A 12,972-nucleotide genomic window follows, 5' to 3' on the forward strand; every position below is an offset into this window, starting at 1 on the left:
CAAGATGCCGGCGTCCTCGGGACCGGTCCGATCGGAGCTTCGGCAAAGACGGCGCTCCCGGCGTTTACGGGACGAGCAGCAGCTTGCCGGTGGTCTTGCGGCTTTCCATGTCCGCATGGGCCTTGGCTGCATCCGCCAGTGGATACTCGCCGCCGACCCGAACCTCGAGCTTGCCCTCGGCCAGCCAGTCGAACAATTGGGTCGAGCGCCTGCGCAGCAGTTCGGGCGTGTGGATATGATCGAAAAAGACGGCGTAGCCGATCTTGATGCTCCTCGGCAGGCTCATGATGTCGAGCAGGCCGGGGCCGCCCAGAACCGGGCCATACCAGCAGAACGTGCCGGACCGGCGCACTATGTCGAGCGAGCCCTGGAAAGTAGTGGGACCCGAACTGTCATAGACGACAGAGACGCCTTCTCCCTTGGTCAGACGCAGGACATCCTCGGCAAACCGCCCTTCGGCGTCGACGATCACATGGTCGGCCCCGGCTGCCTTGGCCATGGCCACTTTGCCCGGTGTCGAAACCCGCCCGATGACGTGGCCACCCCGCAGCTTGATGATCTGTGTCAGTAGCAACCCCACGCCACCGGCCGCTGCGTGGACGAAAGCAGTGTCGCCGGGCTGGACCGGATAGAAGTCGGTGGCGAAGTGACTGGCCGTGAGCCCCTGCATCATGATCGCAGCGGCCGTTCGGTCATCGATCGCGTCTGGTACAGGCACCAGCGCGCCGGCCGGGATCGCGATCCGCTCCGCATAGCTGCCCGGTGCATAGACCCAGGCGACGCGCTGGCCCGGCTTGAAGTCCGCGACACCATCACCCCATGCCAGGACGCGGCCGACGCCTTCCACGCCCAGAATCTTGGGATCTGGGACCTCTGTCCAGGCCATGCCCTGCCTGACACCGATATCCATGAAGTTGACGCCGGCAAAGGCGACCTCGATCAGGACTTCGCCGGGACGCGGTGCCGGCTCGGCGCGCTCGACATGGCTCAGCCTGTCGCTTCCGCCGATTCCGTTCATGACGACGGCCTTCATTGATTGACTCCTATATTGAATGACCGTTCCTGAATTGTGCAAAAAAGACTTAGCGCAGAGCCCTCAAGGCCATGTCGGCCAGGCTGGCCAGAATCCCATGGTCGGCGCCGCTGCGCCCGGCGATACGAATGCCGGCGATGCTGGCGATCAGAAACTCGGCCGTTCTTTCCGGATCGAGACCGGCGGCCACATCGCCTTCGCGTTGCGCGTCGCGGACCCGGCCGGCAAGGACGCCGCCCAGGCTTCTGGCCAAGGAAGCGTTGATCTCGGCGAGATCGGCACGGGAAGCGCCGAACTCGCAGACCGAGCCGGTGCCGAGGCAGGACTGGTCGGCGCTGTCGACCACCCGGCGCAGCATCGCCTTGATGCCGTCCATGCCGCGCGCGCCACTCCGCAGGGCATCGAAATGGGCGGAGCATTCTCCCAGCCCATAGCGGCGCACCGCCGAGCAATAGAGCTGCCACTTGTCGCCGAAGGCGGCATAGAGGCTTTGCCGGCCGATGCCCATGGCGTCAACGAGCATCTGGGCCGAGCTGCCCTCGAACCCATGTTCCCTGAACACGCCGATCGCGGCGTCGAGCGCGGCGTCGGTGTCGAATTCCCGTAGTCTTGCCATATCGATGGTCTAAATATTCGGGAACGAATGTTCAAGAAAAATTTTGAAGGGATGCACTTCTTTCACCGCCGTATCGATGCCCGGCCGTCTCGATACAGGGAGCTGTGCGTTCCGGACGGCCGGATGGCGGTTGGAGCAGAAGCCGTCATCCGAAGGTGAAGGCATAGGCTTCGACGCCGGGGTCGAGGAAGCGGACCTCGAAGGTCCGCGCCGACACCCCGCCGGACTGGCGCACGAGCTGGTAGAGCCGCGTTTCTCTGACCAGGCCGTTTCCTTGCGCATCGATATCGGCTCCGTGGTCGGGGCCGGGCGCCTTGCCGTCGACGGTGACCTGGAAGCGGACGGGCTTGCCGGCAGCGCCGGGACCGAGCACCAGGTGCAGGTCGCGGGCGCTGAAGCGATAAGCGATGCCACCGCCCGCCTTGTCGAGAACCGCTTTTTCCGGACCGACGGTCCAGGTGCCCGACAGGCCCCATTGGTTCAGGCCGGGATCCGCCACCGAATAGTCACGCGACGCGTCAGGCGACACGCGCTCGGCCGAGGCGAAATTATCGTCGCGGCTGTAGCCGAGATAGGTCTCCTGCGAACCGAGATTGCCGAGGTCGGGACTGGCCTCCGCTCCCTTCGCCGCGGGCGCGACCGCCTCTTTCGCCAGCCCGTCACTGCCGGCTTCCCGCAGCAGGTCCTGGATCGCCTGTTCGGTCTGGCGATAATTGCCCTCGCCGAAATGGTGGTAGCGGATCTGGCCCCCGGCATCGATCAGGTAGAAGGCCGGCCAATAGCTGTTCTGGAAGGCGCGCCAGATGCGATAGTCGTTATCGACAGCCACGGGATAGCCAATACCGAAATCCTTGACCGCCTGCCTGACATTGTCGAGCTTCTTTTCGAAGGCGAATTCGGGGGCGTGAACGCCGATTACTACCAGGCCCTGATCCTTGTACCTGTCCGCCCAGGCGCGAATATAGGGCGTGGTGCGGATGCAGTTGATGCAGGAATAGGTCCAGAAATCGACCAGCACCACCTTGCCGCGCAATTGCTCCGTGGTGAGGGCAGGCGAGTTGAGCCAGGCAACGGCGCCGTCGAGCGAGGGAGCCTGACCCTCGACGGGAAGATCGCTGCGGAAGGGTGTCTGTGCCTTGGCGCTCGCGATCAGCATGCCGCGGGAGGCGAGGCTGGACGCCATGGCGGTTCGCGGATCCACATGCAGCCTGTCGAGGATGGCCTGCTCGATGGTTACCGTGCCGGCATAGGAGAGCCGCGCCAGCACGCCGGTGTCCAAGCCCAGGGCAACGGTGCCGACGCCAACGAGCACTGCCACGCCCAGACCCTGCCGAATGCGCTCGCCGATGCCGAGCGAATGCTTCATGGCGGCAAGGAGCCTGCCGCCCACAAGAAGGGCGCCGGCCAGCGAGGTGGCGGCACCGGCCGCATAGGCGATCAGCAGGAGCGTCGTTTCGACATTGGCTCCCTGCAGGGCCGCACCGGTCAGCAACAGGCCGAGGATCGGGCCGGCGCAGGGCGCCCAGAGCAGGCCCGTTGCCAAACCGAGGACGAGCGAACTGGCAGCCGTCCGCTTGCCTGAGGCCGCTGAAGCGCCGTGCAGCCGGTTACCGAAGTCGACGATCGGTTGGGTGATCGCGTTGGCGACGCGCGGCGAGATCAGGCTCACGCCGAAGAGGGCCAGAAGCGCGATCGCAGCCAGGCGCGCGAACTCGTTGGCCTGGATGGCCCAGCTCCCACCGACAGCCGCCAGTGTCGCAACCAGTGCGAAACTGCCGGCCATGCCGGCAAGCATGGGCAGCCTGCCGCGGAGGAAAGGCAGCCCGGTTCCGGCGAAGACGAAGGGGAGAATAGGCAGGATGCAGGGGCTGAGAATGGTCAGCACGCCGCCGAAATAGGCAATGGCTAGAAGAACCATCATTGTCTCCTGTGCAACGGAGTGCCGGGCCCACGATGGCAGGGAGGCCCGACGAGCAAGGAGGCTGATGTGGCGTGCGCGAGTATCGTGAATGTGTCGGAGGCCTTGGGCGATTGTACCGGCGTGTAGGCCGGGGCTCTGGTGGCGACACGACGACACAAAACCCGAGAAGTGACCGATAGAGCCTCGATTGTATCGGAACGTATCCGCGCCCGCCGGATCCTACATCCATATGCAATGGGCGCCGGCGAGGGACACATCCAGGATACATCGCGCTGGCCCAATTTCGCACTGCCGCGGCCCTGATTTCTGCGCCTTGTATGAGACTTCGAGCAGGTGAAAGCGTTTGGCGATTTGATGGCGCCGCCGGAAATCGCCGAGACGCTCAAGCCAATCCGATGGATTGGCTTGGAAACAACGAATTGGCGCAATGCGCGTTTTCAACAAAACGCGCATTGCTCTAGAAGACGTTGCTCTAGAAGACATGGTGTTGCGATGTAATACCCGGCTCGAATGCGTCGGCATTTTCGAGCGCAGGTATGAGTGACTGGCGCAAGCAGGAAGTTCAGGCATGGAACATGTCGACCACGTATTGATTGTCGATGACGACAGCGAAATTCGCGATCTGGTATCGAGCTATCTGAAGAAGAACGGCCTTCGTGCCTCGGCCGCTGCCGATGGACGCCAGATGCGCAGTTTCCTCGACGCCAATACGGTCGACCTGATCGTGCTCGACGTGATGATGCCGGGCCAGGATGGCCTCGTGCTCTGCCGCGAATTGCGAGCCGGAAAGCATAAGGCGATACCGATCCTGATGCTGACAGCCCGCAGCGACGAGATGGACCGCATCATCGGCTTGGAAATGGGCGCCGATGACTATCTGCCCAAGCCCTTCGCCGCCCGCGAACTGCTGGCACGCATCAACGCCGTCCTGCGGCGAACCCGCATGCTGCCGCCCAATCTGCAGATCAGCGAGGCCGGCCAGCTTCTGACTTTCGGCGAGTGGCGGCTCGACACCGTCGGCCGCCATCTCCTCGACAGGCAGGGCACGGAAATCGCGCTGAGCGGGGCCGAGTATCGGTTGCTGCGCGTCTTCATCGACCATCCCCAGCGCGTCCTCAACCGCGATCAACTCCTGAACCTCACGCAAGGCCGCGATGCCGACCTGTTCGACCGCTCGATCGACCTGCTGGTCAGTCGTCTGCGCCAGCGACTCGGCGATGACGCGCGCGAGCCGACCTACATCAAGACCGTACGCAGCGAAGGCTATGTTCTCTCCGTTCCCGTGGAGATCTCGGAGCCCCGGCCATGATGGTGGACGGCGCGTTCCACCCGCTGTGGTGGCCCAAGAGCCTTCGCGCCCGATTGTTTTTGATCCTGCTTGCAGGCCTGGCGATAGCCTATGGCCTGTCGTTCGGTGTCCTCTACGCCGAACGCTATATGTCGGCGAAGGCGCTGATGCTGCGCACGCTGGAAAACGATGTGGCGACCTCGATCGCCGTTCTCGACCGGACGCCGGCGAGCGAAAGGCCTGAGTTGCTGGATTGGCTGAGCCGCGGCAACTACAACCTCGCGCTGGGGCCGGGCCTTCCCGGTGTGCCCAACACCTCCAGCCATGGCCAGGAGATCGCGGCCAAACTGGAGAGTGCAGCCGGTTCCCGTTTCCCCCTGCGCATCGAAGCCATACCGGGTGAGGGCAACCGCCTGCAGGCCCATCTGACCTTGAGCGACGGCAGCCCCCTGACCATCGAGATCACGCCGCGCGGCGTCATGCCGATCGCAGACTGGCTTCCTTACGTGCTGATGCTGCAGATGGCGCTCCTTCTGTTCTGTACCTGGTTTGCCGTAAGGCAGGCCATCCGCCCGCTCGGTGAACTCGCGGCGGCGGCCGACGCCCTCGATCCCAATGCGAAAAGCGTCCCGCTCAGCGAGGCCGGCCCGAGCGAAGTCGCCCATGCGGCCCGAGCCTTCAATGCAATGCTTGAGCGCATCGCTCACTATCTCGAAGAGCGTGTCCAGATTCTCGCCGCGATCTCCCATGACCTGCAAACCCCGATCACCCGCATGCGCCTGCGGGCCGACATGGCCGATGAGTCAGTGGAAAAGGACAAGCTGGTGCGGGATCTTCGCGAAATCGAACGTCTGGTCCAGGACGGCATCGCCTATGCGCGCAGCTCGCACAGCAGCGGCGAGAAAGCGGCGCGCATCGACCTTGTCTCCTTCATCGACAGTATTGCTTACGACTATCAAGATACCGGAAAGGCCGTTATGGTGGTTGGCTGTGTCGACGGGGTCGCATCGACCAAGCCGCATGCGCTGCGGCGCATCCTCTCGAACTTCATCGACAATGCGCTGAAATTTGCCGGTGCCGCCGAGATTGGCGTGGAGCGCAGATCCGAGGGCAACATTGTCATCACGGTGATGGATCGCGGGCCCGGCATCCCGGAAGACATGTTGAAGGCTGCCATGCAGCCCTTCTTCCGGCTGGAACAGTCCCGCAATCGCGAGACCGGTGGCACAGGCCTCGGCCTTGCCATCGCCCAGCAACTGGCCGGCACCATCGGCGGTGCGGTCCGGCTCTATAATCGCGACGGCGGGGGGCTGGCGGCGGAAGTCGTCATCCGCTGACTTGCCGGAGCATTCTCCAAGGCTTTCCGGCCTTGCGGTATGCCTGCATGTCGATCTCCCCGGAAACTACCGTTTGTTACACTTCCGGGGTTTTCGGAAACATGGCGGACAAACGCCCCCTTCAAGACACTCCGGTCTTTCCGATGCCGCAGGTGGCGGTATCGAAAACCCAAGATGGACAGGAGTGTATCATGACCAAGATCGACAAGGTTCTCTATACCGGCCGGACCCACACCACCGGCGGCCGTGACGGGGCTGCACGCAGCGAGGATGCCCGGCTGGACATCAAGCTGTCGCCTCCCGGCAGCAGCCAGCCGGGCACCAATCCCGAGCAGTTGTTCGCGGCGGGCTGGTCGGCCTGCTTCATCGGCGCCATGGGCCTTGCGGCTGGCAAGCGCAAGCTGAAGCTCCCGACCGATACGGCTGTCGATGCTGAAGTTGATCTCGGCACCACCGAGGGCGCCTATTTCCTGCAGGCGCGCCTGAAGGTCAGCCTGCCCGGCCTCGATCGCGAGCTCGCGCAGGCCCTCGTCGAGGAAGCTCACCAGACCTGCCCCTATTCGAAGGCGACGCGTGGCAACATCGATGTGGAGCTCGCCCTCGTCTGAGGAAGCGAACTTACCGTCACGTTGCGTCTTCCACACCCAACCGAGAGGGCGCGGCATCGCCGCGCCCAGCGAGGCTTCCAATGAAACGGATCATGATTTGCATTCTGGGCCTGGCGATCCTGGCGGCCTCCTGCGTCTATGAGCCCGACTCCCGGGAGCCGTCATCCCTTGCCGGGCTGCTGGCTCTCACGGGGGTGCTGCCCCCCGATCTGCCGCGATGACCGGCAAGAACCACAGGGACGGGCTGAGCCAACAGGCGTTCAGCCGTTTGCGTGCAGGATTTCCAGGTTGGGCAGCCCCCAACACTGGGCGTTCATATCCTGGGCCATGATGCCGAGGCCTTCGGTTTCGATCTCTCCCTGTCCCCAGATCGGATGCTGGGGACGGATCCTCGGATTGCTGCGGCCGTAGAGAAAAGGCGGAAAGATCAGGCCGTCACGATGCAGGTCCGCCTTGACCAGCAGCATCGTTCCACCGACCGCGTCCAGACGGACGGCTTCGCTCTCCCGCAGGTCGCACAGCATCTTGCTGCCATGCTCCCGCCAGCCATTCTGGTCGAAGGTCGGCCCGCCCGGCCTGGTCACGCAGTGGGGATGGACGATCTCGAATCCCGTCGCCATCAGGCGGCGCAGGACGTCGGGCGGATAGTCGACGAGATCGACATCGAGCCAGAGAACCCACTCTTCGTCGCGCAGGGACCGGAACAGAAGTTGATTGCGGGCCCGCGCCAGAATCTGGCGGCGCAGGAGCTGAATCTGGGGTGCCCAGCGATGCACGCCCGTCGGAATCTTGAAACCATGGTCGCGTTTGAACAGCGACAGGCGTCTTGCGCGCGCCGACAAGCCTGGCTTGAGTTCCTGGAGCTTGTCCCAGGTACCGTCCACGCTGTCACCTTCGAGGAGACCGATGCTCAAGCGCGATTTCGGCCAATCCAGCCTGTCGAGCAGGCCGAGATAGCGGTCGAGGTGCGGAACGGCATCCTTGACGGGCGTGAGCACGAGCACGGACGGACAGGCGCTTCGCGCCGAGGTCGTGCCTTTGGATCGGACTGCCACTTTGAAACTCTCCTAAACGGCTTCAGCCTGGGCGTGTTCTATCAGCCCTTGGGACTGCAAATCCGCCAGGCAGCCTTCCACTTCCGCCGTCGGGACATAGGGCAATTCGAAATGCTTCTGCAGGAATTCTGCCATCGCCGCGACGGTATTTCTTCCGTCGCACAGTTCGAACAATATAGCCGCCGTAATATTGAGGAAATGGACCTTGTCGCGCCCCCGGTCATAGACGACATAGCCGTCGGGCAGTTCGTTGCTCTCAAGGTCGATACTTTGCCTGAAAAGCTGTCTTGTATTGTCGCTCATATCCAAAGGTCTTACCGAAAATAGATCACCATGCCCTGCGTCGACACTATCCGCGGAATTCCGGCCGACGCCGCATTGGTATGATGATAGCGACGAAACTGCGCCCGCGATAGGGAGCAACAATTCCTTCCGTGACCGGACGCGCATTGACGCTGGATGGCAGACCGGTTCTACATCCCCCAGGACTGTCATGAGCATCGCCGCGTTGCCGACAGGCGGCAGAAGCCATGTTTGCATGGTTTGTCTTTCCAGGCGCCTCGGCGCAGACATATCGTCCAGACCCGGCCGGTGTGAGGATCGTTGCAGATTATCAAAGAAGAGTGCCGTAACCTTCTTCACATCGATCTCGGCAAGGTGCAGATAAGAGAAGCCGCTCCGGCATCCGCTGCAGACGGTCGAGATTCGGCACCCCGCTGTGAATGAGGCTCGGGATATGGTGAGGCATCGTCTTGAGTCTTTGGCGGCCTTCGTGCTTGCTGGCCGCATAGTGAATTGATGATGGAGTCGAGTTTGCCACCCGTCATTTCGCAGCCGGTCGTTGCTCCCCTCTCGCGTTCAGCCATTTTCCTGGTGGTAACCGTCAAGCCCGGCGGGGAGTCGGAGGCGGCGGTCCGGGCGTTGTGCGCGGATCTGTCGGGGCTTTTGCGGGCGGTGGGGTTCCGGGATCTCGAGGGTCGCCTATCCTGTGTGATGGGTCTGGGCTCGCAGATGTGGGACCGGCTGTTCGGAGCGCCCCGGCCGAAGGATCTTCATCCCTTCCGCGAGATCCGCGGCGTCCATCATGCGGTCTCGACCCCGGGGGACATCCTCTTTCACATCCGCGCCCGGCGCATGGACCTTTGCTTCGAACTGGCGACGCAGATCATGGCGCGGATCGGGCACGCCGTCGCCGGCAGCGACGAGGTTCATGGCTTCAAATATTTCGACGACCGCGACCTGATCGGCTTCGTCGACGGTACCGAGAACCCGGTCGACCAGGCGGCGGTGGATGCCACCCTCATCGGCGAGGAGGACGGCGCCTTCGCCGGTGGAAGCTATGTGATCGTGCAGAAATATCTGCATGATCTGACCGGATGGAACCAGGTGCCCGTCGAGCAGCAGGAGAAGATCATCGGGCGCGCCAAGCTGTCCGACATCGAGCAGGACGATGCGCTCAAGGCGCCGTACGCGCATAACGTCCTGACCTCGATCGAGGAGAATGGCGCGGCCTTGGAGATCCTGCGCGACAACATGCCGTTTGGCGACGTCGGCAAGGGCGAGTTCGGCACCTATTTCATCGGCTACGCCCGCTCGCCCAGCCGGATCGAGCAGATGCTCGAGAACATGTTCGTCGGCCGGCCGCCGGGCAATTACGACCGGCTGCTCGATTTCAGCCGGGCGGTGACCGGCTCCTTGTTCTTCGTGCCGTCGGCGACGTTCCTGGACGATGTGGCGGCCGATGCTGCCGCGCCGGCGACGGCCGAACCGGTCCCCGCAGATATCGAGCCTGCGCAAAGCCCTGGTTCGCGGCCGGCTGGCGGTGACGGCTCGCTCGGTATTGGATCGCTCAAGAAGGAAGCAGGCCATGAATAATCTTCATCGGGAGCTGGCACCGATCTCCGACGGCGCCTGGGCGCAGATCGAGGAGGAGGCGACGCGCACCCTCAAGCGCCATCTGGCCGGCCGGCGCGTGGTGGACGTCGAGGGCCCGCAGGGCCTGGCGACATCGGCGGTGGGAACCGGTCATATCCTGCCGCTTGCAGGGCCGGACGAGGGGGTCCAAGCCGCCCAGCGGGAGGTGAAGGCCTTGGTGGAACTGCGCGTTCCCTTCGAGCTGGCACGCCAGGCCATCGACGATGTCGAGCGGGGTGCGGCGGATTCGGACTGGTCGCCGGTGAAGGAAGCGGCGCGCAAGCTCGCCTTTGCCGAGGATCGCGCGGTCTTCGATGGCTTTGCCGCGGCCGGGATCGAGGGCATCCGTCAGGGCCTTTCCAATCCGGCCCTGACGCTTCCGGCCCAGGTGAAAAGCTATCCGGACATTGTCGCACAGGCAGTGAGCCAGTTGCGGCTGGCGGGGGTGGATGGGCCCTATGCGCTGGTGCTGGGAGCCGATGCCTATACGGCTGCCACCGGCGGCAGTGATGACGGCTATCCGGTCTTCGAGCATGTCGAGCGCCTGGTGGAGGGGGGAATCATCTGGGCCCCGGCGATCGAGGGCGGGTTGGTGCTGACGACGCGAGGCGGTGATTTCGAATTGTCCGTGGGCCAGGACATCTCGATCGGCTATGCCAGCCATTCGGCGACATCGGTCCAGCTCTACTTCCAGGAAAGCCTGACCTTCCGCCTGCTGACAGCGGAGGCAGCCGTCGCCCTCCTGCCCGCCAAGAAATAGGGCAGGGTCGCCAGTATAAGGCGGGTGCTTTGCCATCGAGCGCGCTGAGAGCGCCGCGATCGGAGGCACTCGGCCTTTTTCGGTGCGGTCAATCGAGTCCGGTGCGGCGGATTGTCGTTTGAGCTGCGGCCCTCTCAGGCCGACGGTCTGCAGATTTTGGTGACCAGAGCCAGGAAGCCAGTCTGCTCCTCGGGCGTCAAGGTGCGCAGGATCTCTGCCTGAATTGCGACCACCAGAGGCCGCACCTCTTCCAGCAGGGCCTTGCCGCTTGGGGTCAGCGTCAGGATGCGCGCGCGCCGATCCGATGCCTTGACGAGGCGGCGGATCAATTGGCGCGCCTCCAGCCGCGAGACGACATCCCCGATCGTTACCTTGTCCATGTCGACAAGCGTGGCCAGCGTGGCCTGATCGATCTGCGGATTCTCCGCCAGCACGGACAGCACGGCGAATTGAAGCTGGGTCAGATCGAAACCGGCTTCCTGTGTCTTCTGCGTGAAGGTCGCGACGGAAAGCTGATGCAGCCGCCGGATCAGGTGCCCGGGAAGGTGGTGAATGAACGCCATATCCGCTTCCTCGAGCAAAGCGCGTTGAGACGGCAACGCTTGCTTGCTCTAGCTCTTTGGTTCCAAGCCAATCCAACGGATTGGCGAGAGCGTCGTCGCGATTCTTGGCGTGACCGCCACATCGCAAAACGCTTTAGCAGCGCTCCGCATGCGCGACAACCATTGACAAAATCAAATAGTAAGTATACGTACTATTTTCATCGGGAGGAACGACAATGGCCAATGCGATGCAGCCTGAAGACACGCCGGCGTTGCGCCAGCTTTATACCGACTTCAAGGACCAGCACCTCAATCCGCTCTGGACGCAGCTTGGCGATCTGATGCCGCGCCATCCCCGTCCGAAGGCGGTGCCGCATGTGTGGAAATGGTCGGATCTGTTTCCGCTGGCGCAGGCCTCGGGTGCCCTCGTTCCGGTTGGCCGTGGGGGCGAGCGCCGCGCTATCGGGCTCGCCAATCCCGGCCTCGGTGGCGAGGCCTATGTCTCGCCCACGCTCTGGTGTGCCATCCAGTATCTCGGCCCAAAGGAGACCGCACCCGAACATCGCCATTCGCAAAACGCCTTCCGCTTCGTCGTCGAGGGCGAGGGCGTCTGGACGGTGGTGAACGGCGACCCGGTGCGCATGAGCCGGGGCGATTTCCTGCTGACGCCGGGCTGGAACTTCCATGGCCATCACAATGAGACCCACCAGCCGATGGCCTGGATCGACGGCCTCGACATTCCCTTCTCCTACCAGAACGATGTCGGCTTCTTCGAATTCGGTTCGGAGCGCGTGACCGACTACGCCACGCCGCAGTTCTCGCGCAGCGAGCGGCTGTGGTGCCATCCGGGCCTGCGCCCGCTGTGGGGGTTGCAAAACACCGTTTCCTCGCCCATCGGCGCATATCGTTGGGACTATACCGACCGAGCGCTCACCGAGCAGTTGCTGCTCGAGGAGGAGGGCCAGCCGGCCACGGTGGAGCAGGGTCACGCGGCGATCCGCTATGTCAACCCGACCACCGGCGGGGACGTGATGCCGACCATCCGCGCCGAATTCCATCGCCTGCGCGAAGGCGTGGAGACGGCGGGGCGGCGGGAAGTCGGTTCCTCGGTGTTCCAGGTCTTCGACGGTCGCGGCGCGGTGGTGATGGGCGGCGTGACGCACAAGCTCGAAAAGGGTGACATCTTCGTGGTTCCTTCCTGGATCGCCTGGTCACTGCAGGCCGAAACCCGGTTCGACCTGTTCCGCTTTTCGGACGCACCCATCATCGAGCGCCTGAATTTTGATCGCACGCTGGTCGAGGACGGGGAGCGATGAGCGACCTCGACGCCGCCCGCCGAGCCCTGCAGGAGCGGCAGGGGCTCGGCGCGCGCTACGATGCGCCGGAAGCGCCGGCGGAAGATCTGCGGCTGGCGCGGCTGGGCACGGCCTATTTCGCCCGCAAGCTTAGCGAGCTCGGGGACGCCGCGCTCTACGCGCCCTCCCGCGTTCCCGGCTGGACCCGCGCGCATGTCATCTGCGACGTCGCCTATCAGGCGCGGGCGATCAGCCGGCAGATGGAGGCGGCGACAGCAGGCGAGGCGGTCCCACCCCTTTATGACGACGAGGCAGGGCGGATCGAGGATATCGAGCTCGGCGCCACGCTGCCCGCCCGAGCCCTGCGTCATCTGTTCGACCACGCGGCTGTGCATCTCAACGTGGTCTGGCGCGATCTGCCGGGTGCCGCCTGGGAGGCGCTTGTGGCCGATGTTGAGGGACACGCACGGCCTTTGCGGGGCACGGCGATGGAACGGGCACGCCGACTTTGGCACGGAGCCCTTGAACTGGACAATGGGGCACGATTGCGCGACCTGCCGCTCGAATTCCGAGCCTGAGGGCAGGCGACATCACAGCAAGGGA

At 63.9% G+C, this 12,972-nt stretch carries 14 protein-coding genes; 8 read left to right on the top strand and 6 right to left on the bottom strand.

The window, feature by feature from the left end; genetic code table 11:
• Positions 1-64: 64 nt before the first annotated feature.
• The 3 genes from ACZYTC_RS24525 to ACZYTC_RS24535 all read right to left on the bottom strand — a co-directional run bounded on the left by ACZYTC_RS24525 (position 65) and on the right by ACZYTC_RS24535 (position 3,567).
• The gene (locus tag ACZYTC_RS24525) at positions 65-1,033 is read right to left on the bottom strand and encodes a quinone oxidoreductase family protein (RefSeq protein WP_488990776.1); all 969 of its coding nucleotides are present in this window, start codon (positions 1,031-1,033) and stop codon (positions 65-67) included.
• Positions 1,034-1,082: 49 nt separating this feature from the next.
• On the bottom strand, positions 1,083-1,649 hold the full coding sequence (locus tag ACZYTC_RS24530; protein WP_441773661.1) for a TetR/AcrR family transcriptional regulator: 567 nt from the start codon (positions 1,647-1,649) through the stop codon (positions 1,083-1,085).
• Positions 1,650-1,794: 145 nt separating this feature from the next.
• A complete protein-coding gene (locus ACZYTC_RS24535; protein ID WP_488990927.1) occupies positions 1,795-3,567 on the bottom strand; it encodes a cytochrome c biogenesis protein DipZ in 1,773 nt (590 codons plus the stop codon).
• Positions 3,568-4,138: 571 nt separating this feature from the next.
• Here ACZYTC_RS24535 and ACZYTC_RS24540 point away from each other — a divergent pair.
• From ACZYTC_RS24540 to ACZYTC_RS24555, 4 genes are all read left to right on the top strand, one after another.
• The gene (locus ACZYTC_RS24540; protein ID WP_434960983.1) at positions 4,139-4,879 is read left to right on the top strand and encodes a response regulator; all 741 of its coding nucleotides are present in this window, start codon (positions 4,139-4,141) and stop codon (positions 4,877-4,879) included.
• Entirely contained in the window at positions 4,876-6,195 is a 1,320-nt protein-coding gene (locus ACZYTC_RS24545) for a sensor histidine kinase (RefSeq protein WP_488990777.1), read from the top strand. Before ACZYTC_RS24540 ends, ACZYTC_RS24545 begins: the two co-directional genes overlap by 4 nt.
• Before the next feature lie 191 nt (positions 6,196-6,386).
• On the top strand, positions 6,387-6,803 hold the full coding sequence (locus ACZYTC_RS24550) for an organic hydroperoxide resistance protein (RefSeq protein WP_149249890.1): 417 nt from the start codon (positions 6,387-6,389) through the stop codon (positions 6,801-6,803).
• A 92-nt stretch (positions 6,804-6,895) separates the two neighbouring features.
• Positions 6,896-7,024: a hypothetical protein gene (locus tag ACZYTC_RS24555; protein WP_488990778.1), complete on the top strand. Its 129-nt coding sequence runs from the start codon at positions 6,896-6,898 to the stop codon at positions 7,022-7,024.
• A 39-nt stretch (positions 7,025-7,063) separates the two neighbouring features.
• On the opposite strand, the gene ACZYTC_RS24560 is transcribed toward ACZYTC_RS24555, so the two are convergent.
• Entirely contained in the window at positions 7,064-7,858 is a 795-nt protein-coding gene (locus ACZYTC_RS24560; RefSeq protein ID WP_488990779.1) for a glycosyltransferase family protein, read from the bottom strand.
• Positions 7,859-7,870: 12 nt separating this feature from the next.
• The gene (locus ACZYTC_RS24565) at positions 7,871-8,500 is read right to left on the bottom strand and encodes a PqqD family protein (RefSeq protein ID WP_488990780.1); all 630 of its coding nucleotides are present in this window, start codon (positions 8,498-8,500) and stop codon (positions 7,871-7,873) included.
• Positions 8,501-8,659: 159 nt separating this feature from the next.
• On the opposite strand from ACZYTC_RS24565, the gene ACZYTC_RS24570 reads away from it, so the two are divergent.
• Positions 8,660-9,733, top strand: coding sequence for a Dyp-type peroxidase (locus ACZYTC_RS24570; RefSeq protein WP_488990928.1), 1,074 nt, complete (start codon positions 8,660-8,662; stop codon positions 9,731-9,733).
• On the top strand, positions 9,726-10,532 hold the full coding sequence (locus ACZYTC_RS24575) for a family 1 encapsulin nanocompartment shell protein (RefSeq protein WP_454818974.1): 807 nt from the start codon (positions 9,726-9,728) through the stop codon (positions 10,530-10,532). The genes ACZYTC_RS24570 and ACZYTC_RS24575 overlap by 8 nt, the downstream gene beginning before the upstream one ends.
• 134 nt (positions 10,533-10,666) lie before the next feature.
• On the opposite strand, the gene ACZYTC_RS24580 is transcribed toward ACZYTC_RS24575, so the two are convergent.
• Positions 10,667-11,095 carry a MarR family winged helix-turn-helix transcriptional regulator gene (locus ACZYTC_RS24580; RefSeq protein ID WP_434960977.1) on the bottom strand — a complete coding sequence of 143 codons (429 nt, stop codon included), beginning with the start codon at positions 11,093-11,095 and terminating at the stop codon, positions 10,667-10,669.
• Between the two features lie 215 nt (positions 11,096-11,310).
• On the opposite strand from ACZYTC_RS24580, the gene ACZYTC_RS24585 reads away from it, so the two are divergent.
• Positions 11,311-12,390, top strand: coding sequence for a cupin domain-containing protein (locus ACZYTC_RS24585; RefSeq protein WP_488990781.1), 1,080 nt, complete (start codon positions 11,311-11,313; stop codon positions 12,388-12,390).
• Positions 12,387-12,947, top strand: coding sequence for a maleylpyruvate isomerase N-terminal domain-containing protein (locus ACZYTC_RS24590; protein WP_434960975.1), 561 nt, complete (start codon positions 12,387-12,389; stop codon positions 12,945-12,947). Before ACZYTC_RS24585 ends, ACZYTC_RS24590 begins: the two co-directional genes overlap by 4 nt.
• The last annotated feature ends 25 nt before the right edge of the window (positions 12,948-12,972 follow it).

This window comes from Labrys sp. F242 (assembly GCF_057813875.1).

Coding starts and splice junctions, on each gene's coding strand:
- ACZYTC_RS24525 (WP_488990776.1), bottom strand. CDS start 1,033: ATGAAGGCCGTCGTCATGAACGGAATCGGCGGAAGCGACAGGCTGAGC.
- ACZYTC_RS24550 (WP_149249890.1), top strand. CDS start 6,387: ATGACCAAGATCGACAAGGTTCTCTATACCGGCCGGACCCACACCACC.
- ACZYTC_RS24545 (WP_488990777.1), top strand. CDS start 4,876: ATGATGGTGGACGGCGCGTTCCACCCGCTGTGGTGGCCCAAGAGCCTT.
- ACZYTC_RS24540 (WP_434960983.1), top strand. CDS start 4,139: ATGGAACATGTCGACCACGTATTGATTGTCGATGACGACAGCGAAATT.
- ACZYTC_RS24570 (WP_488990928.1), top strand. CDS start 8,660: ATGGAGTCGAGTTTGCCACCCGTCATTTCGCAGCCGGTCGTTGCTCCC.
- ACZYTC_RS24530 (WP_441773661.1), bottom strand. CDS start 1,649: ATGGCAAGACTACGGGAATTCGACACCGACGCCGCGCTCGACGCCGCG.
- ACZYTC_RS24535 (WP_488990927.1), bottom strand. CDS start 3,567: ATGGTTCTTCTAGCCATTGCCTATTTCGGCGGCGTGCTGACCATTCTC.
- ACZYTC_RS24580 (WP_434960977.1), bottom strand. CDS start 11,095: ATGGCGTTCATTCACCACCTTCCCGGGCACCTGATCCGGCGGCTGCAT.
- ACZYTC_RS24555 (WP_488990778.1), top strand. CDS start 6,896: ATGATTTGCATTCTGGGCCTGGCGATCCTGGCGGCCTCCTGCGTCTAT.
- ACZYTC_RS24590 (WP_434960975.1), top strand. CDS start 12,387: ATGAGCGACCTCGACGCCGCCCGCCGAGCCCTGCAGGAGCGGCAGGGG.
- ACZYTC_RS24585 (WP_488990781.1), top strand. CDS start 11,311: ATGGCCAATGCGATGCAGCCTGAAGACACGCCGGCGTTGCGCCAGCTT.
- ACZYTC_RS24575 (WP_454818974.1), top strand. CDS start 9,726: ATGAATAATCTTCATCGGGAGCTGGCACCGATCTCCGACGGCGCCTGG.